The 18465-nt window shown below is 65.4% G+C and carries 16 protein-coding genes; 3 read left to right on the top strand and 13 right to left on the bottom strand.

Annotation, left to right across the window (positions count from 1 at the left end; genetic code table 11):
• Position 1 precedes the first annotated feature (1 nt).
• Positions 2 to 1078 (bottom strand): hypothetical protein, encoded by a 1077-nt coding sequence (locus AC2YJX_RS04905; protein ID WP_306554054.1) that lies wholly within the window; start codon positions 1076 to 1078, stop codon positions 2 to 4.
• 181 nt (positions 1079 to 1259) lie between these two features.
• Between AC2YJX_RS04905 and AC2YJX_RS04900 the strand changes: the two genes are divergently transcribed.
• Positions 1260 to 1910 (top strand): LuxR C-terminal-related transcriptional regulator, encoded by a 651-nt coding sequence (locus AC2YJX_RS04900; protein WP_487255435.1) that lies wholly within the window; start codon positions 1260 to 1262, stop codon positions 1908 to 1910.
• Entirely contained in the window at positions 1910 to 4471 is a 2562-nt protein-coding gene (locus tag AC2YJX_RS04895) for a tetratricopeptide repeat-containing sensor histidine kinase (protein WP_487255434.1), read from the top strand. Before AC2YJX_RS04900 ends, AC2YJX_RS04895 begins: the two co-directional genes overlap by 1 nt.
• 3 nt (positions 4472 to 4474) lie before the next feature.
• On the opposite strand, the gene AC2YJX_RS04890 is transcribed toward AC2YJX_RS04895, so the two are convergent.
• The 12 genes from AC2YJX_RS04890 to AC2YJX_RS04835 all read right to left on the bottom strand — a co-directional run bounded on the left by AC2YJX_RS04890 (position 4475) and on the right by AC2YJX_RS04835 (position 17054).
• Positions 4475 to 6256, bottom strand: a complete 1782-nt coding sequence (locus tag AC2YJX_RS04890; RefSeq protein ID WP_487255433.1) for an ATP-binding response regulator — start codon at positions 6254 to 6256, stop codon at positions 4475 to 4477.
• A gap of 208 nt (positions 6257 to 6464) precedes the next feature.
• On the bottom strand, positions 6465 to 7595 hold the full coding sequence (locus AC2YJX_RS04885; protein WP_487255432.1) for an acyl-CoA dehydrogenase family protein: 1131 nt from the start codon (positions 7593 to 7595) through the stop codon (positions 6465 to 6467).
• A gap of 140 nt (positions 7596 to 7735) precedes the next feature.
• The gene (locus tag AC2YJX_RS04880) at positions 7736 to 8455 is read right to left on the bottom strand and encodes a carbonic anhydrase (protein ID WP_055393000.1); all 720 of its coding nucleotides are present in this window, start codon (positions 8453 to 8455) and stop codon (positions 7736 to 7738) included.
• Between the two features lie 161 nt (positions 8456 to 8616).
• Positions 8617 to 9285, bottom strand: coding sequence for an SDR family oxidoreductase (locus tag AC2YJX_RS04875; RefSeq protein WP_228896009.1), 669 nt, complete (start codon positions 9283 to 9285; stop codon positions 8617 to 8619).
• Positions 9286 to 9372: 87 nt separating this feature from the next.
• Positions 9373 to 10005 carry a pyridoxamine 5'-phosphate oxidase family protein gene (locus AC2YJX_RS04870; protein WP_487255431.1) on the bottom strand — a complete coding sequence of 211 codons (633 nt, stop codon included), beginning with the start codon at positions 10003 to 10005 and terminating at the stop codon, positions 9373 to 9375.
• A gap of 28 nt (positions 10006 to 10033) precedes the next feature.
• Positions 10034 to 11086: a DUF695 domain-containing protein gene (locus tag AC2YJX_RS04865; protein WP_487255430.1), complete on the bottom strand. Its 1053-nt coding sequence runs from the start codon at positions 11084 to 11086 to the stop codon at positions 10034 to 10036.
• Positions 11087 to 11132: 46 nt separating this feature from the next.
• Entirely contained in the window at positions 11133 to 12326 is a 1194-nt protein-coding gene (locus tag AC2YJX_RS04860; protein WP_487255429.1) for an acetyl-CoA C-acyltransferase, read from the bottom strand.
• Between the two features lie 60 nt (positions 12327 to 12386).
• A complete protein-coding gene (gene aceK / locus AC2YJX_RS04855) occupies positions 12387 to 14192 on the bottom strand; it encodes a bifunctional isocitrate dehydrogenase kinase/phosphatase (protein ID WP_121421266.1) in 1806 nt (601 codons plus the stop codon).
• 37 nt (positions 14193 to 14229) lie between these two features.
• On the bottom strand, positions 14230 to 14889 hold the full coding sequence (gene can, locus AC2YJX_RS04850; RefSeq protein ID WP_487255428.1) for a carbonate dehydratase: 660 nt from the start codon (positions 14887 to 14889) through the stop codon (positions 14230 to 14232).
• Positions 14890 to 14922: 33 nt separating this feature from the next.
• Positions 14923 to 16113 carry an isovaleryl-CoA dehydrogenase gene (locus AC2YJX_RS04845; protein ID WP_228896000.1) on the bottom strand — a complete coding sequence of 397 codons (1191 nt, stop codon included), beginning with the start codon at positions 16111 to 16113 and terminating at the stop codon, positions 14923 to 14925.
• A gap of 41 nt (positions 16114 to 16154) precedes the next feature.
• Positions 16155 to 16616 (bottom strand): PaaI family thioesterase, encoded by a 462-nt coding sequence (locus AC2YJX_RS04840; RefSeq protein WP_228895997.1) that lies wholly within the window; start codon positions 16614 to 16616, stop codon positions 16155 to 16157.
• Positions 16617 to 16658: 42 nt separating this feature from the next.
• Complete coding sequence (locus tag AC2YJX_RS04835; RefSeq protein WP_121421270.1) at positions 16659 to 17054, bottom strand: MerR family transcriptional regulator; 396 nt, start codon at positions 17052 to 17054, stop codon at positions 16659 to 16661.
• Between the two features lie 125 nt (positions 17055 to 17179).
• Here AC2YJX_RS04835 and AC2YJX_RS04830 point away from each other — a divergent pair, with 125 nt between their 5' ends.
• Positions 17180 to 18259: an MBL fold metallo-hydrolase gene (locus AC2YJX_RS04830; protein ID WP_487255427.1), complete on the top strand. Its 1080-nt coding sequence runs from the start codon at positions 17180 to 17182 to the stop codon at positions 18257 to 18259.
• Positions 18260 to 18465: the final 206 nt, after the last annotated feature.

The following is an 18465-nucleotide window of genomic DNA, read 5'->3' as shown; positions in this document are numbered from 1 at the left end:
CTCAGTTTTGCGTGTAGCAGGTCTTGTTGGGCAGAACGGTGTCCACGTAGCTCTCCACACTGACCGCCGTTGGGAAGGCCGTGGGTATCTGGTCGCCAAAGATGCACAGGCGGCTCCCCTTGCGGGCCCAGACGGCACGCGATGTCAGGCCTGACGGCTGGGTCCACAAGCCCCAGAACGCGGTCAGAGTAGCCGTGCTGCCGTTACGGTCGAACGCCACATTGCCCACACCGGTCAGAGGGCCTGCCACCGTGCCAGCGCCCGTGCAGTTGGCGTCAGCATAGGTGGCCACACCGATCTGTCCCGCCACGCGATTGTCCCCCTGGCGGGTGATGCGCCACAGCGAGCGGCCCCAGGTGCCGGGCCGCACCACTACGCACAGCTCCTGCTTCCAGTCGCCTTCGGGCAAGGCCACTACCGTGCCGCAGCTCACCTCCACCGAGCCCACGTTGGCAGAGACCACGCTGCCGGTGCCATTGCGCACCGTGCAGCTCTGGCCGGAAGGCTGCGTGCGCACGGTGACCGCATAGCCCGTGCCGCCGGCCAGCGCAGTGCCGAACGTGAAGCCGCCGTTGCTGGAGACCGAGAGGTCATCGCCTCCGTTGTTCTGCAGCACCAGCGTGCCACCCGCCAGACCAGTCACTGAGCCGCCAACCGTATAGGTGGCGGCCGCCAGGTTTTCGCAGCGCACCTGCACGTTGCTGACGTTGGCGGTGGCGGTGCCCGTGCCCTGGGTCACCGTGCAACGCTGGCCGCTGGGCTGGGTCTTGACGGTGACGGCATAGGCAATGCCACTGTCCAGGCGCGTCACGAAGACGAAGTTGCCGTTGGCATTGATCGTCAGGTCGTCCTTGCCGGTGTTTTGCAGCGTCACCGTCTTGCCAGCGCCCAGGCCCGTGACCGCACCGCCAATGCTGAACGCGCCTGCGGTAGGCGGCGGCGTGCCATTGTTGTCATCGTCACTACCGCCACAACCCACCAGCAAGGCTGCCGCCAAGCCCAGGGGCGCCCAGCGGAAGAGGGGCCGTACGGAGTGCCCAGTGCGCCCAGCACCCGTTGCGCTTGCTTGTCGTGTCATGAACAGAAACCTCTTGATCGTGAATGAAGGGCGGATTCTGTGCAGCACCTACTGCGGTACGGAACCCTACCCTGGTAGGGTTTGCGCGCCGTCCATCCTGCTCAACACTTGGCAGAATTTGCCCTACCTCCGCGCTGTCAGCGCGCCTGCGCCGCAAGGCGCAGCCACCCTCTCCCACTACATGGCCCGCACTTCCCCTTACGCGCTCATCCTGGACGACCATCCGCTCGTGGCGCACGGCATGGCCGAGTTCCTGCGCGCACGCCTGCCGCAGATGGAGGTGGTTGAGGCCGCAGGGGCGGACGATCTTCTGCGCTGGGTGGAAATGCGGGGCACACCGGCCATCGCGCTCATCGACTTCTGGCTGGCGGAAGGCGCTGCGGTGGGCCTGATCGCCCAGGTGCGCAGCCACTGCCCCGGGATGCCCATCGCCGTGATCAGCGGCGACGATGACCCCGCCGTGATGGAGCAGGCCCGGCAGGCAGGCGCACAGGGCTTCATCCACAAACAAGCAGCGCCTGAGACCTTTGGTCTGGCGGTGGAAGCCTTGCTGAGCGGGCTGGTCTGGTTTGAGCCGGGCCTGCTGGGCAGCCAGCCGCCGCGCAGCCGCGATCTGCCGGTGACTCCGGCCGAGCTGGGGTTGTCCACCCGCCAGGGCCAGATCCTCGCGCTGGTGCTGCAGGGGCTGCCCAACAAGCGCATCGCCTTGCAGCTGGACATTGCCGAGAGCACCGTGAAGGAGCACGTGACGGGCATCCTGGAGCGGCTGCGGGTGCGCACGCGGGTCGAGGCCATCACGCTGTTGCGCGGCCGGCGGCTGGAGCTGTCCTGATGCGCCTTGTCCGGGCCGTGGTGCTGGTCGCGGCCTTGTGCCTGCAGACGGCACTGCCCGCAGGGGCACAGGTACCGAACCCGGACCTGGCAGAGCTGGACCGGCTGCAGACCCTGTCGCAACGCAACAGCGCCGAAGCCGTGCAGGCGCTGCAGGCCGCCGCCACCCGCTTTGCCAACGCGGCCGATGTCGCGACCCGGCGCACCTACCTGGCGGCGCTGACGGACGCAGCCTTCGAGACCGGGCAGGCTGCGGTGGTGACCGAGGGCATAGCGCAACTGAGAGCGCTTGCGGCTGCGCACAGCGATGCCTCGACGCAGGTGCTTGCCACCTGCTTCGAGGCCCGGCAATGGGCCGTGGCGGGCAAGACAGGCTCCGGGCTGGACGCCCTGGCGCGCGAAGCGGGCGCGGCGGAGCAGGTGCCCGACCCCTGGGTGCGCTGGCTCTACCACCTGACGCTGGGTGCCCTGCACAGCAGCAACGGCCAGTTCGAAGCGGCGATGACCCACCTGCTGCGCAGCCTGGAACTCTCGCGCACGCTGCCGCGCCAGGCAGCCACATCCGAGCTGCGGTCGCGCACCCACCTGGAGCTGCTGCACTTCGATATGAAGAACCCCGACCGCGCGCTGCAGACCATTCGCGAGACGCTGCCGCTGGCCGAAAAGCTGGGCGCCCAGCAGGCGCTGGGCTGGCTGCACCTGCACCGTGGCAATGTGGAAAACGTGCAGGGCAACCTCGACACCGCCGTGGCCGCCTACCGGCAGTCCCTGCAGATCGCCCGCGCCGGCGGGCTCACCGGGCTCCAGGCCACGGCGCTGAACAATCTGGGCGACGTCCTGCTGCAGCGCAAGGCCTATGCCGCGGCCGAGCCCGTGATGCGCGAGGCCCTGGCAGCGTACCGCGACGCGCACGAGCTGAACGGGGCCGCAATGGCGCAGGCCAACCTGGGCTTTGCGCTGATGGGCCAGGGCCGCATTGCGGCTGGCGTGCATGAGGTGGAGACGGGCATTCGGTTTGTGCATGAAGCGGGGTCCCTGCCCATGGAAGAGCAGCTGCTGGGCGAGCTCTCGCGCATGTACGAGCAAGCCGGCCTGTACCGCGAAGCCATGGCCACCACGCGCAAGCAGCAGGCGCTGGCCAAGGAGCTGTTCCATACCGAGCGCGACCAGGCCGTGGCCGCGCTGCAGGAGCGCTTTGACAGCGCTGAACGGCAGCGCCAGATCGAGCAGCTGGCGCAGGCCAATCGGGTGCAGGATGCCGAGCTGCGTGTGCGGCGCATGCAACAGATCGGTCTGGCAGCCACGGTGGCGCTGGCCCTGCTGGCGGCGGGCGCCAGCTTTTGGCAGTACCGTCGCACCCGCACGGCCAACGCGGCCCTGGCGGCAGCCCGGCGGCAGGCCGAAAGCGCGCTGACCGAGAAAAACCTGTTCCTCGCCACCGCCAGCCACGACCTGCGCCAGCCCGTGCACGCCATGTCGCTGATGGTCGAGGCGATCAGCCTGCGCAACAGCGACCCGGTTCTTCGCCCCCTGGTTGCCGACCTGCGCAACAGCATGCAGGCCATGAACCAGCTGTTCAACGCGCTGCTGGACCTGGCCCGCCTGGAATCCGGCCAGCCGCTGGGCGCCAAGGGCGTGGTGGACCTGAACGCACTGCTCGCCGACGTGGTGCGCCTGTTCCGTGAGCAGGCCAGCCTCGGCGGGCTGGCCCTGCGGCTATGGGTGCCGCGTGGCGGAGCTACCGTGTGGGCAGAACCGGTGCTGCTGCGCCAGGCGCTGGCCAACCTGGTGCAGAACGCGATCCGCTACACGCCCCAAGGCAAGGTGCTGGTGAGCGTGCGGGCGCGCGGCAGCGACTGGCTGGTGGAAGTGCGGGACACCGGCGTCGGCATCGCCGTGGCGGACCAGTACCGGGTGTTCAGCCCCTACTACCGAGGGGAGCGTGCGGACCAGATGAACGACGCCGGACACGGCCTGGGGCTGGCCGTGGTGGCGCGCTGCGCCCAACAGATGGGCGCCACCCACGGCCTGGTGTCGCAGGCGGGGCTGGGCTCATGCTTCTGGCTGCGGCTGCCGGCCCACACCGCTGCGGCTACTACGACGGCCGTGCCACCCGACCCGGTGGCCTTGCACCGCGACGAGACGGCAATGCGCCTGCTGCAAGGCCGCTGCCTGGTACTGGACGACGACCGCCAGGTGATCAAGGCCTGGCGCGCCATGCTGGAGGCCTGGGGCATGACGGCGGCATACGCCACCACCACGGCCGAGGCGCATGCCCAGCTCGACGAAGGGTTCGAGCCGGATGCCATCTTCTGCGACCAGCGGCTGCACACGGGCGAGAGCGGCTTTGACGTGCTGCGCGCCCTGCTGGCCCGCTGCCCCGCTGCACGCGGCGCCATGGTCAGCGGCGAGCACAACGCGCCCGCCTTGCAGGATGCCGAGGACGAGGGCTACCTGGTGCTGCGCAAGCCGGTGAGCCCCGTGGAGTTGCACGCGGTGCTGGCCCAGTGGCTGGGCCAGCAGAAAAATCAATCAAAACAACCTTCAGCGCTTTACCAATAAGCGCTAGCAGCTATTTTTTTTATAGTCTTCAGACGAATCAGGTAGCCATTGCCGCAACAAGGCGTGCAGCTGTTCCGGCGCCACCGGCTTGCGCAGCACCAGGTAGCCCTCTTCTTCCGCCTGGCGCAGCGCGGGCGAATCCCATTCACCGCTGACCATGGCCAGCGCGGCGTCAGGGCACAGTGCCTGCAGGCGCTGGAGCAAGGCGAACCCACTCTCGCCGGAGCGCAAACGCTGGTCACAGAAGATGGCCTGCGGCGTGAAGCCCTGTTCCAGCCAACCCAGTGCCTCGGCACCATCGGCCGCGCAGCGCACCTGCACGCCCCAGTCCTGCAGCAATTGCTGCCAGCCTGCGGCCACCTGCGGGTCGTCCTCCACCACCAGGCAGCGGCCCTGCAGGCCGCCCTGGCGCGCCACGGTGGCGGGCGTTGGCGCAACGACCACTGCGCTGGACGTGGCAGGCGGCAGCCGCAGCCAGAACCGCGAGCCGCGCCCCAGGCGCGACACCAGGCCCAGGGGCGCATCCATCAGCTCGGCGCAGCGCGCCACCACAGCCAGGCCCAGGCCGTAGCCTGCATCGTCTGCCACGCGCGCCGAGGCACTGCGGGTGAAGGGCGAGAAGATCCGCTCGCGCTCCTCGGCGGCAACGCCGGGGCCGGTGTCCCACACCTCCACCTGCCAATGCCCGGCGCGGCGGCGCACAGCCAGCAGCACGCCGCCACGCTGCGTGTACCGCAGCGCGTTGTGCACCAGGTTCACCACGCACTGGCGCAGCAGCATCGGGTCGGCCTGCACCCGGGCGCTGGCCGGTGGTGGGCGCAGGCGCAGAACCAGGCCCCGGGTGCGCGCAGATTCCCCCAGCAGCGTAGCGACTTCGCGCAGCAGCGGCGCCAGGGCCACTGCCTGGGGCCTTGCCTGCACGGCCCCCGCTTCGATGCGCGACAGGTCCAGCAGCGCATTGCACATCCATTGCAGCGACTGCACGCCCTGGCGCAGGTTCTGCAGCGTGGCATCCAGCGCCGGGTCCCGGTTGCGCAGCGCGATGGATTCGGCCAGCAGCCCCACGGCATGCACGGGCTGGCGCAGGTCGTGGCTGGCGGTGGCGAGGAACTGGTTCTTCACAGCCAGCGCCTGCTCGGCCTCACCCTTGGCGGCACGGAACCGCTCCGTCAGGTCTACATTGCTCAGAAAGAACTGATGGCTGATGCTCGCATTGCGAAAGAACACGCCAAACGCCAGATGCATGGGCAACAGGTACGGCCAGTGATCGGGAAACACATAGGGCACCGACAACAGGCTGACCGCGTAGCTGGTGAAAAAGAACCGCTTGAAAACCACCAGCGCCGCCGACTGGTGCGCGGCATGCGCCGACACCACCAGCGTGGAGCCACAGATGAACACCACGCGCAGTTCAAAGGGCGTGTCGGGCCCAGCGGAGGCCGCAGAACTCATCACCAACGCGCCGTACAACGCAGCCAGCGCTTGCACACGAGGCAACCAAACGGCCAGCAGCGTTGCCGCATCGTGGCTGTCGCGCTGCTTCAGGGCCCGCTGCCACAGGCCCCAGACGCCCCACACAGCCCCCACCAGCAACAACGACGCCCCCCACCACAGCGTGATGCCAGGGGGCCACAAGCCCAGCGAATACAGCCAGGCCAAGCCCGGCAGCCCCAGCAGCGGCATGACAGTGCAGCCGTCGCGCACCCGCATGAAGCTGTTGCCCAACAACTGCAGCTGGGCGGCAGGTGCCAGGGTGTCCCAGGAGAGCACGCGTTCGGAGTTCATCGGGCCGATGTTGGCATCTTCCCGCACCAAACACCCCCTACTTTGGGAGGGTTGCGTGTTGACGCCGGCGCGTGGCAGCGCTTGGGAGTACGTCGGGTAGCGACCAGGGCATGGCTGAGAGCGCATCTGCTGCGGCCCCACTCACAGCGCAACCGTCACCACCGCACGGAGGCAGCAGTCGCGGCGCCGACAATGGCGCCCAGCAGGCTCAGGCCAGCGCGCGCTGGATGATGATCTTCTGCACGTCGCTCGTGCCTTCGTATATCTGGCACACACGCACGTCGCGGTAGATGCGCTCCAACGGGAAGTCGTTCACCACGCCGTAGCCGCCCAGCGTCTGGATGGCGGCGCTGCACACGCGCTCGGCCATTTCGCTGGCAAACAGCTTGGCCATGGCGGCTTCCTTCAGGCACGGGCGGCCTGCGTCGCGCAGCGCGGCGGCGTGCCAGATGAGCTGGCGCGCGGCTTCGATCTGCGTGGCGCAGTCGGCCAGGCGAAAGCCAACGGCCTGGTGGTTGAAGATGGCGGTTCCAAAGCTCTCGCGCTCCTTCGAATACGCCAGCGCCGCATCAAACGCGCTGCGCGCCATGCCAACGCTCTGCGCGGCAATGCCGATGCGCCCGCCTTCGAGCGCGCCCAGGGCGATCTTGTAGCCCTCGCCCTCGGTGCCGATGAGGTTCTCGGCCGGGATGCGGCAGTTGTCGAAGTTGATCTGCGCCGTGTCGCTGCTGTGCTGGCCCAGCTTGTCTTCCAGCCGCGCCACCACATAGCCGGGGTTGCTGGTGGGCACGAGGAAGGCGCTCATGCCCTTCTTGCCCGCGCCCTTGTCGGTCACGGCGATGACGATGGCCACATGGCCGTTCTTGCCGCTGGTGATGAACTGCTTGACGCCATTGATCACATATTCGTCGCCCTGCCTTACGGCGGTGGTGCGCAGTGCAGAGGCGTCGGAACCCACATGCGGCTCGGTCAGGCAGAAGGCGCCCAGCATTTCGCCGCGCGCCAGCGGCGTGAGCCAGTCGCGCTTTTGCTGTGCATTGCCATAGCGCATGAGGATGGCGTTGACGGGGCAGTTGGTCACGCTGATGGCCGTGCTGGTGCCACCATCACCGGCGGCGATTTCTTCCAGCACCAGCGCCAGCGTCACGTAGTCCAGGTTGGCACCGCCGAACTCTTCGGGCACGCAGATGCCGTAGGCACCCAGTGCAGCCAGGCCCTGGTGCGCCTCTTTGGGGAAGTGGTGTTCCTTGTCCCAGCGCGCGGCGTGGGGCCACAGCTGTTCTTGCGCAAAGTCGCGCACCGCGTCGCGGATCATTTCCTGGTCTTGGGTCAGCAGCATGTTGTCTCCTTGGGATCGTTCGGCGCCGGCAGGCTCTGGATGTCCAGGCACCTACCGGCGAGTCAACATGCAATTTTGCCCGCGTCTGCGGGCGCGCCCGCTAAGGGCGGGCGGACTACGTGCTCCTGCGTACCCGGGGGCTAGACCAGCGAGACCTTGCCGCTGGACAGCTCGTACACGCCCCCCACGGCGCGGATGGCGCCGCTGGCCATGCGCCCGGCCAGGAGGGGTTCAGAGGTGGTCAACCGGGCCACATTGAGCCGCACGTTCTGCTCGGTGGCGGCCACCAGCAAGTTGGCGGGCTGGCGGCGCTGCGCCGCCTCGACGGCCGGGCGGATGGCGTTGACCAGCCCCGGCAGATGGCCGGGCAGCTGGGTGCCCTCCTGCACCACCTTGATGGTGGCGGAAACAGCGCCACAGTTGCTGTGCCCGAGCACGAGAATGAGCGGCACCTGCAGAACCTCGATCGCGTATTCCATGCTGGCCAGCGCATCGTCGTTCAGGAAGTTGCCCGCCAGCCGCACCACGAACAGATCGCCGGGCCCTTGGTCAAACGCCAGCTCGGGCGCAATGCGCGAATCCGCGCAGCTCAGGATGGCCGCAAAGGGCCGCTGCCCGGTGGTGCGCGCCACCCGGCCCACCGAAAAGTCGCGCTGCGTGGAACGGCCCGCCACGTAGCGGGCATTGCCCTGCACCAGCCGCGCAAGCGCTGCGTCGGGGCCGATTCGGTTGTCGGGCAAAGGGGTGTCTGCAGCCAGCACGCGGGCGCTGGAGGCCAGGGCAGCCAAGGCTGCGGCACCGCCCAGAAGGCGGCGGCGGGACGGCGCAAGCGCCGCCGGGGTAGCAAGACAATCACACATTTTTTGGACTCCCGGTTGGGTTGCATGGAGCTGGCCCTCTCTTTAGCCAGCCCGCGCAGGAAGCCGTTTTCAGGCAGCCAGCGCCACGCAATTTTGCGGATCCACTCCACCGGGCGCCAGTCCAAATCTTGCATCGATCCGGCAGCCTGATAGCCGCCAGGCTACCAGTGCGTGGCGCGGCGCCCGTCGTGGTGCAGCAGGCGGCCTTTGTCGGCGGCCGTGACGCCCGCCACGGTGGCGCGCAGGCCGCGCACGCTGTCCTGCACGGTCAGCGCAGCGCCTTCGCCGCCCATGTCGGTCTGCACCCAGCCGGGGTCGATGGTGATGAGGGTGGCGTTCGGGTAGTCGTGCTGGGCGGATGCGATGGCCATGTTCAGCGCCGCCTTGCTGGTGCGGTACAGCCAGGAGCCGCTGTTGGGAACGCTGCCAATCTGCGACATGGACGAAGACAAGAAAGCGAACACGCCCTGCGCGTCGGCCACTAGGGGCGCGACCTGCGGCAGTGTCTGCATGGCGCCCAGCACGTTGGTGTGCATCACGGCATCGAAGTCCTGCTGGGTGGGCGGCGTGAGCGCATTGGGGCGGCGGATGACACCGGCCACATACCAGGCGGTCTCGATCTTTTCGCCGTCCAGTTGCCAGGCCAGCCCGCTGACGCTGGCAGGGTTGGCCACGTCCACGGTCAACACCTCGGCGCCCAGGGCCTGTACCCGCTCGCTGCCCGCATCGTCGCGCACGGTAGCGATGACGCGGCGGCCCGCCTCGGTGTACTGGCGCACGAGCTCCAGCCCAATGCCACGCGATGCGCCGATGACCAATATGGATTTCATAGAGGGAATATGAATGAAATTGGGCTCTAGCGCTTATCCATCAAGCGCTGAAAGCTATCAAAACAGAAGTATTCAACATCAATCCCCTCAAGCGTCGCCGAGTTGCTGCTCTTGCGCCAGTTGGGCGCGGTAGCGCTGCAGCATCGCCACTTGCGACTCGGGCTCGGTCGCAAGGCCCATCTGGTCGTGAATCATCTGGCCCATGGTGGGCAGTTGCGCGCGGTCCACCTGCGCATCGGCGGACCACAGCCGCGAGCGCATGAAGGCCTTGGAGCAGTGCAGGTACGCCTCGGCCACACGCACTTCGATCACGATCTTGGGGCGCTGGCGCTCGGCCGTGAAGAAGTCGGTGTACAGCGCTTCGTCGCGCAGGCGTGCGGTGCCATTCACCCGCAGGGTTTCATCCACACCCGGGATCATGAACAGCAGGCCGATGCGCGGGTCACTCAACAGGTTGGTCAGGGTGTCGAGCCTGTTGTTGCCGCCCGCATCGGGCAGCAGCAGGGTGTGGGGATCGGGTGACTTCACAAAGCCCGGCGCACCGCCGCGCGGCGAGGCATCCAGCAGAGCACCATGAGCGCCACCACTGGCCACCACGCAGAACGGCGACAGGGCAATGAAGCGCTGGCAGTGCCCATCCAGCTGCTGTTGTTGCTTGCGCAGGGCCCGCTCGCCGGGGGCTGCGTACAGGGTGCGCAATTGTTCGAGCGTTTCGATCATGGTGTGGCCTGCAAGGGGTTGAAAGAGTTCACGGGCAATGCACGGCAAACTCGAAATAGCCTGACCATGCGGGATCAAACGCGAAGGTCAGCTCCAGCGATTCGGCCTCGTCGCGCAGCAGCAAAGGTGCGAGCGTCTGCATGGCCAGCTGCTTGTCGCCCACGTAATACACGGCCTTGCGGCGCCCCGCGCGGGTCAGTGTGTAGGCCATGATGCCCAGCTGCGGCAGCGCGAGCAGCGTGGCTGCCTGGTCCTGCAGGTCTTGCACGGCGGCCAGCTGATCGCGGTTGCCCACGGCCAGGTCCAGGGTCAGCGCGTAGGCCAGATCGGCGCGCATGGCCACGGGGTTAGCACTGCGGTTGACCATGACAATGGCCTTGTCTTCAGCCTCGTCACCGCTGCCATCCTCATCGTCCTGCCCGCCAAACGACAAGGTCATGCCCGACCAGTCGTGCTCGCCCGCAGGGAAGTCGCTGGTGCGGCCCAGGGTGTCCACCCAATAGCGGTCGAACACCGGCACAAACTGGCTCAGGGGCACCCAGGGTGCCAGCGGGTCAGAGGCTTCCTCCACAAAATCCACCGCGCCCACCTTGACGGCGAAGTCGTATTCGCCCAGAACATGGTCGAGCATGATGAACGCCATGTTGCGCGCGTGGTCCTGGTAGTCGCTGGGGATCTCGCGGCCAAAGCGGATCTCCAGCGCGGCCTGGCCATCGTCCTGTCCGCAGGCGACCAGCACCTCCGATGTGGACAGCTCAAAGCCCTCCATGCCGATGGGAAAGTCGGGCTGCGTGGTGCGCTCCCGGAACGCGCGCAACCGGTAGTTCTGCAGCGTGGGGGCGGCAGCCACCACCTCCATCAGCAACGGAAAGTTGTCGATGCTGCCGTGGGCGGTGACGATGAGATCCACCATCGCATCGCTGTCGCCGCCAGACATCTCCAGCGCCAGGCCGCTCAGGTGACGCTCGATGAGCACGTTGGCCGACTCGACCCGCTCGCGCAGAGGCTGGGCCTGGAGCGATGCCTGGGCATCGACAAATTCACGCCAGAAGGTGGTGATCTCGGGAGATGGTGCGGTCATCGCGGTCCTTGTGAAGAGATGGGAATCATCCCATCCCTCTCCATCGTCAGACCAGTTCGAGCGCCACGGCCGTGGCCTCTCCGCCGCCGATGCACAGCGTGGCCAGGCCCTTGGTCAGGCCGCGCGCCTTGAGCGCGTACATCAGCGTCACCATGATGCGTGCACCGCTGGCGCCGATGGGGTGGCCCAAAGCGCAGGCGCCGCCGTTCACATTGACCTTGTCGTGGGGCAGATCCAGCTCCTTCATCAGCGCCATGGGCACCACCGCGAAGGCTTCATTGATCTCCCACAGCTGCACATCGCCAACCTGCCAGCCGGCCTTGGCCAGCGCCTTCTGCGTGGCCCCCAACGGGGCAGTGGCGAACCACTCGGGCTCTTGCGCATGCGTGGCGTGGCTCACGATGCGGGCCAGGGGCTTGCAACCCAGCTTCTTCGCGGTGGATTCGCGCATCATCACCAGCGCGGCGGCGCCATCGTTGATGCTGGAGCTGGACGCGGCGGTGATGGTGCCGTCCTTCTTGAAGGCGGGCTTGAGTGTGGCGATTTTTTCGAGCTTGACCTTGCCGGGGCCTTCGTCCACCGACACCACGGTCTCGCCCGCGCGGGTCTTGACGGTGACGGGCACGATCTCGGCCGCGAAAGCGCCGGACTCGGTGGCCGCCTTGGCGCGCTGCACGCTGGCGGTGGCAAACGCGTCCTGCTGCTCGCGGGTGAACTGGTACTTGGCGGCGCAGTCTTCGCCAAAGGTGCCCATGCTGCGGCCCGCTTCGTAAGCGTCTTCCAGGCCGTCGAGCATCATGTGATCAAAGATGCGGTCATGGCCCAGTCGGTAGCCGCCCCGGCCTTTTTGCAGCAGGTAGGGAGCGTTGGTCATGCTCTCCATGCCGCCTGCCACCATGACGTCGTGCGTGTCGGCCAGCAGCATGTCATGCGCCATCATCGCGGCCTTCATGCCCGATCCGCACATCTTGCTGAGCGTGACGGCGCCAGCGCCCTTGGGCAGGCCGCCCTTGAACGCCGCCTGGCGCGCGGGTGCCTGGCCCTGCCCAGCCATCAGGCAGTTGCCGAACAGCACTTCGCCCACGGCGTCAGGCGACACACCGGCACGCGCGATGGCGGCCTTGATGGCGGCGCCGCCTAGGTCGTGCGCGGCCAGGCTGGAAAAGTCGCCCTGCAGCGAGCCCATGGGGGTGCGTGCGGCGCCGACGATGACGATGGGGTCTTGGGTGGATGCAGACATGGTGATGGTCTCCTGTGAAATGGTTCGGATGAAATGTTGGGGAGGGGTGAATGCAGGGGGCTACCGGACTGCTGAGCCGTGCGCAAAGCGCCGGTCTGTGTCGTAGGGAAAGACGTCAAACATGTGGCCCGCCCGGATGCGTTCCTGGTGCGACTGCCAGAAGGCAGCGTCGAGCAGATCGGCGTGGTGCTGCATGAACACCTCGCGCACGGCATCGTTGCCGAGCAGGAAGGGGCCGAAGGTTTCAGGGAACACATCGCGCGGGCCGACGCTGTACCAGACCTCGCCGCTCATTTCCTCTTCTTCATTGCGCGGCGTGGGCACGCGGCGGAAGTTGCAGTCGGTGAGGTATTCGATCTCGTCGTAGTCGTAGAAAACGACCTTGCCGTTGCGCGTGACGCCAAAGTTCTTCCAGAGCATGTCGCCCGGGAAGATGTTGGCGGCCACGAGGTCCTTGATGGCGTTGCCATATTCGATGACGCTGTGCTCCATCTGCTGGCGCGCGCGCGGGTCTGACAGGCCAGTGTCGAAGGCTTCCTGCAGGTAGATGTTGAGCGGGATCATGCGCCGCTCGATATACAGGTGCTTGATGATCACCTCCGTCTGGCCGTCGCCATCACGGTCGCTGATTTCGAGCTGGCTGGGGGCGAACTTCTCGATCTCGGCAATGAGGGCATCGTCGAACCGGCTGCGCGGAAAGGCCACCTCGCTGTATTCGAGCGTGTCGGCCATGCGGCCCACGCGGTCGTGCTGCTTGACCAGCAAATACTTGGCCTTGACCTGCTCGCGCGTGGTTTCCTTCTGGTGCGGGAAGTAGTCCTTGATGAGCTTGAACACGAAGGGAAAGCTCGGCAGATCGAACACCAGCATGACCATGCCCTTGATGCCGGGCGCGATGCGGAACTGGTCGCTGGAGTGCTTCAGGTGGTACAGAAAGTCGCGGTAGAACAGCGTCTTGCCCTGCTTGGCCAAGCCCAGGGCGTTGTAGATCTCGGCCCGCGGCTTGCGCGGCATGAGGCTGCGCAGGAACTGCACGTAGGCGCTGGGCACCTCCATGTCCACCATAAAGTAGGCGCGTGCGAAGCTGAACAGCATCTGCATGTCATCTTCGCCAAACAGGGCCGCGTCGATAAACAGCCTGCCGTTGTCGTCGTGCAGGATGGGCAGTGCAAACGGCACTTCGTTGAAGCCGTTGATGATCTTGCCCACGACATAGGCGCCTTTGTTGCGAAAGAACAGGCTGGTGAGCACCTGGATCTGGAAGTTGGCGCGCAGCCTCACTTTGTCGAGCCGGCCGCGCATGGCGCCCACCACGCAGGCGGTGTCTCGGCCCAAGTCCGCAAATTCACGCTGCAGCTGGAAGTTCTCGATGATGACCTGGAAGGTCTCGCCCAGCGTGTCTCGCGACGGGTAATAGGCGCGGTAGGTGGGGCGCGCTGCGGGCTCTTCGTTTTCGATGTATTCGGTACTGACCGCAGGCCGCACAAAGATGAAGTCGTTGTGAAAATGCGTGCGGTGCAGGATCTTGGTGGTGACCGAGTTGAAGAAGGTCTCGGCCAGTTCGGGCTGGTGGTGGTTGACCAAGAGGCCGATGTAGTGCAGCTTGACCTGGTGCCACACGTCCATGGGCTGTGCACCCGCCTCGAACTCTTTCTCTAACCTGCGCACACACTCTTTCACGCGCAGGTCGTAGAACTCGATACGCTCGCGCTGGGCCCGCTGCTGGCCGTGCCAGTCGCCGGTTTCAAAGCGGTGCTTGGCCCGCGCGGACTCGGTGCGGAACAACCGGTAGTGCCGGTTGAAGCCATCCATCATGGCCTTGGCAATGCCGTAGGCCTGGGGAGCGTCAAGCCGTTGTGGGAACATGGCGGGTGCTCAGCCGTTGAGGGGATGCGGTGGTTGGCTATTGCCTTTTGACGGCAGCCACACCGGCGATCGCGGCCTTGTACAGCGAGTCCAGGCCTTCCGTACTACCCACGGACATGTGCAGGTTGTTGATGAGACCATCCTTGAGCCCATAGCACCAGCCGTGCAGCGTAACCTTCTGGCCCCGGCCCCAGGCGTCGAGCATCACCGTGGTCTGGGCAATGTTGACGACCTGCTCGATGGCATTGAGTTCGCACAACACGTCATGGCGCCACTCTGGGGCGGTGGCGGCAATCAGGTCACGGTGGCGGTCGCGCACATCCTGCACATGCCGGATCCAGTTGTCGGCCAAGCCGACGCGCGTACCCTCCAACGCCGCCAGCACGCCACCACAGCCGTAGTGCCCCACCACCATCAGGTGCTCGGTGTGCAACTGATCCACCGCGTACTGGATAGTCGACAGGCAGTTCAGGTCGGTAGGCACCACAACGTTGGCCACATTGCGGTGCACAAACACTTCACCGGGCTCCAGGCCGGTGATCTGGTTGGCAGGCACCCGGCTGTCGGAGCAACCGATCCACATGTACTTGGGCTTTTGCTGCGCCAGCAGGCTTGTGAAGAAGCCGGGCCGCTCGCGCTCCATCTGGGCCGCCCAGGCGCGGTTGTGAACAAACAGGTCTTCGATGGAGGAGGGCATGTTGTCCTTGGGTCTCAATGATTAGATAGAAGCTCAGCAGGTTTCAGCAAACAGCTCACGGCCGATCAGCATGCGACGAATTTCGCTCGTGCCCGCACCAATCTCATACAGCTTGGCATCGCGCCAGAGGCGGCCCAGCGGGTATTCGTTGATGTAGCCGTTGCCACCATAAATCTGCACGCCTTCGCCCGCCATCCAGGTGGCTTTCTCGGCACACCAGAGGATCACGCTGGCGCAATCCTTGCGCACTTGGCGCACATGGTCGGTGCCGAGCATATCGAGGTTCTTGGCCACCGTGTAGGCAAACGATCGCCCCGCCTGCAGCACGGTGTACATGTCGGCCACCTTGCCCTGGATGAGCTGGAACTCGCCAATGCTCTGGCCGAACTGCTTGCGGTCGTGAATGTAAGGGATCACGTTGTCCATCACGGACTGCATGATGCCCAGCGGGCCACCGGTCAGCACCGCACGTTCGTAGTCCAGGCCACTCATGAGCACCTTCGCGCCCTGGTTCAGGCCACCGAGCACGTTCTCTGCGGGCACCTCGACGTCCTGGAACACCAGCTCGCCCGTATGGCTGCCGCGCATGCCCAGCTTGTCGAGCTTCTGCGCGATCGAGAAGCCCTTCATTCCCTTCTCGATCAGGAAGGCGGTCACGCCGCGCGCGCCCAGTTCAGGCTCGGTCTTGGCATACACCACCAGGGTGTCTGCATCAGGGCCGTTGGTGATCCACATCTTGCTGCCATTGAGCAGGTAGTAGCCGCCCTTGTCCTCGGCCTTGAGCTTCATGCTGATCACGTCAGAGCCCGCGCCGGGCTCACTCATGGCCAGCGCGCCCACGTGCTCGCCGCTGATGAGCTTGGGCAGGTACTTGGCCTTTTGTGCCTCGTTGCCGTTGCGGTTGATCTGGTTCACACACAGGTTGCTGTGAGCGCCATAGGACAAGCCCACCGACGCACTGGCGCGCGAGATTTCTTCCATCGCCACCATGTGGGCGAGGTAGCCCATGGCGGCGCCGCCATATTGCTCGGGCACCGTGATGCCGAGTACGCCCAGATCACCCATCTTCCGCCACAGGTCCATGGGGAATTGGTCATTGCGGTCAATTTCGGCCGCGCGGGGAGCGATCTCTGCCTGCGCGAAGTCGCGCACGGCGTCGCGCAGGGCATCGATATCTTCGCCCAGCTGGAAGTTGAGGCCGGGAAGGTTGGCGGGAATGCTCATGGGGTTTGTCTCCTCGTAGAAGGTAGGGAAATGGGCCGGATTCAGCCCTGAATGTTGTCGCGTCCTGTGACCGCCATGAGGGTGCACCCCATGGTGGCGATGAGTTTTTCTTGGCTGCCGTCGATGGCGAAAGCGCGGCCTTCGCACACGGTGATGGTGCGGCCGGGCTTCAGCACCCGCCCTTCCATGCGAAATCGCTCGCCCTTGGCGGGGGCCAGCAAATTGATCTTGAACTCGATGGTGAGCACGGCAGCGTCGGCCGCCATCAGGGTGAAACCGGCATATCCACACGCCGAATCCAGCGCTGTGGCCACCATGCCCGCATGGAGAAATCCGTGCTGCTGGGTCAGCCCGACCGCCCAAGGGAGTTTGATGTCCACGGCACCTGGCGCCACAAGGCCCAGCGAGGCGCCAAGGGTCTGCATGGCGCCCTGGCGCGCAAAACTGTCGCGCACGCGGTCGGCAAAGTCAGCGCAACGCGGCTCAAAAGGGGGCGTGCTCACAACAGTCTCCTGATTTACGTTTACGTAAACGTCAATTATGAATCAATTTTGCTTTTCTACCTTGGCCAGCAGCGAGCGCGCCTCTTCTTCGTGCTCGCGCACCTCTTCCAGGTTGGCCTGCAAATCGGCCATCTGCTCTTCGAGCTGCTTGCGATGGACCACCAACACGTCGAGGAATTTGCGCAGCTGAACGCCCGTATCACGGGGGCTGTCATAAAGGTCAATGATCTCCTTGGCTTCCGTCAGTGACAGGCCCAGGCGCTTGGCCCGCAGCGTCAGGCGGAGCCGGGTGCGGTCGCGTGCGCTGTACACGCGGTTGCGTCCGGCAGATCCAGTGCGCTCAGGCTGCAGCAAGCCCATGTCTTCATAAAAACGGATCGCCCGGGTGGTGAGATCGAACTCTTTGGCAAGGTCGCTGATGGTGTAAGTATTGGCCATGGTGGGTGCTGCACACAGCAGTATCGGTTTCGCGCAGGAGACAGCCCGGTGGCGGCAGCTCCCTACAATGCATCGAATGCATGACGTTTACGTTAACGTCAATGCTAACCCATCACACCTTCGCCATGAACCCACTCGAACACCAGATCCACTACCCGCTGGGCGACGCGCTCCCTTCCGAGGGCGGCTCCATCGAGATCGCGCCGGGAGTCCACTGGATTCGCATGGGTCTTCCCTTTGCACTGGATCACATCAATCTGTGGCTGCTGCGCGACCGACAACTGGGCGCTGGCGGTGTCATGCTGGACGGGTGGACCGTGGTGGACTGCTGCATCGACAGTGCTGCGACCCGTGCGCAGTGGGAGCAGATTTTTGTGAACTGCCTGGGTGGCTTGCCTATCTTGCGCGTCATCGTGACCCACATGCATCCAGACCATATCGGCTTGGCCCATTGGCTGTGCGAGCGATGGGATGTACGCTTGTGGATCAGTGCTACCGACTACAACGTGGCTCGGGTCGCTGTCTATGACCCGCAAGGGTTTGGCGGAGAAGCGGGGGCGGACTTTTACGCGCTGCACGGTGCGCAAGACCCATCCTTTTTAGCCCATGTACGTGGGCGAGCATCGTATTTCCCGACCCTCGTGCCCGCGCTGCCCCCCCGCTTTCGCCGAATCATGGATGGAGACACGCTGGACATCGGGGGCCGGGCGTGGCGTTGCATCAGCGGCTACGGACACGCGCCCGAGCATATGGCGCTGTTTTGTGCTGAGTTGACCACCTTGATCAGCGGTGACATGGTGCTACCGCGCATCTCGACCAATGTCAGCGTCCATGCCAGCGAGCCCGAAGCCAATCCACTGCAGTTGTTCTTGACTTCGCTGTTGCGGTATCTGGATCTGCCGGAAAGCACATTGGTGCTCCCATCGCATGGCAAGCCGTTTATAGGCTTGGCCACACGCATTGCCCAATTGCAAGACCACCACCGGGAACGGCTCTTGGAGATCTTGCAAGCAGCCCATGATCGTGCCTTGAGCGCTGCAGATACTTTGCCGATTCTCTTTCAACGCAAGCTGGACACCCATCAGATGACTTTTGCCATGGGAGAGGCACTGGCGCATCTGCACCATCTGTGGATGGATGGGAAGTTGGAGCGCTTTCTCGACCAAGCCGGGGGGCAGAGATTTCGCGCACCGAACGGTGGATAGACGTATCCAATACCTCAACGACATGCGCTCATTGAGTAGCCAACGAATGCCAAGCCCAACCCGGCACGCGTATAAATGCTGATCAAGGCCTACAAGGCTTGTGAGATGTCGCGCACGCCTGGTCGGCACAAGTAGTCTGAGACGGGCTAGTTGGGCTGTTGAACCGGAACGCATAAAGCAGTCCGCTGCACTTGATGCGTTTTGGT

Source organism: Acidovorax sp. SRI_002 (assembly GCF_057586455.1).
Note: the sequence above shows the minus strand (reverse complement) of the source record. Positions and strands in the feature narration are given on the sequence as shown.

Excerpts from the sequence above, each read along its gene's own strand:
- AC2YJX_RS04905 (WP_306554054.1), bottom strand. The coding sequence starts at position 1,078 with ATGACACGACAAGCAAGCGCAACGGGTGCTGGGCGCACTGGGCACTCC.
- AC2YJX_RS04900 (WP_487255435.1), top strand. The coding sequence starts at position 1,260 with ATGGCCCGCACTTCCCCTTACGCGCTCATCCTGGACGACCATCCGCTC.
- AC2YJX_RS04895 (WP_487255434.1), top strand. The coding sequence starts at position 1,910 with ATGCGCCTTGTCCGGGCCGTGGTGCTGGTCGCGGCCTTGTGCCTGCAG.
- AC2YJX_RS04890 (WP_487255433.1), bottom strand. The coding sequence starts at position 6,256 with ATGAACTCCGAACGCGTGCTCTCCTGGGACACCCTGGCACCTGCCGCC.
- AC2YJX_RS04885 (WP_487255432.1), bottom strand. The coding sequence starts at position 7,595 with ATGCTGCTGACCCAAGACCAGGAAATGATCCGCGACGCGGTGCGCGAC.
- AC2YJX_RS04880 (WP_055393000.1), bottom strand. The coding sequence starts at position 8,455 with ATGTGTGATTGTCTTGCTACCCCGGCGGCGCTTGCGCCGTCCCGCCGC.
- AC2YJX_RS04875 (WP_228896009.1), bottom strand. The coding sequence starts at position 9,285 with ATGAAATCCATATTGGTCATCGGCGCATCGCGTGGCATTGGGCTGGAG.
- AC2YJX_RS04870 (WP_487255431.1), bottom strand. The coding sequence starts at position 10,005 with ATGATCGAAACGCTCGAACAATTGCGCACCCTGTACGCAGCCCCCGGC.
- AC2YJX_RS04865 (WP_487255430.1), bottom strand. The coding sequence starts at position 11,086 with ATGACCGCACCATCTCCCGAGATCACCACCTTCTGGCGTGAATTTGTC.
- AC2YJX_RS04860 (WP_487255429.1), bottom strand. The coding sequence starts at position 12,326 with ATGTCTGCATCCACCCAAGACCCCATCGTCATCGTCGGCGCCGCACGC.
- aceK (WP_121421266.1), bottom strand. The coding sequence starts at position 14,192 with ATGTTCCCACAACGGCTTGACGCTCCCCAGGCCTACGGCATTGCCAAG.
- can (WP_487255428.1), bottom strand. The coding sequence starts at position 14,889 with ATGCCCTCCTCCATCGAAGACCTGTTTGTTCACAACCGCGCCTGGGCG.
- AC2YJX_RS04845 (WP_228896000.1), bottom strand. The coding sequence starts at position 16,113 with ATGAGCATTCCCGCCAACCTTCCCGGCCTCAACTTCCAGCTGGGCGAA.
- AC2YJX_RS04835 (WP_121421270.1), bottom strand. The coding sequence starts at position 17,054 with ATGGCCAATACTTACACCATCAGCGACCTTGCCAAAGAGTTCGATCTC.
- AC2YJX_RS04830 (WP_487255427.1), top strand. The coding sequence starts at position 17,180 with ATGAACCCACTCGAACACCAGATCCACTACCCGCTGGGCGACGCGCTC.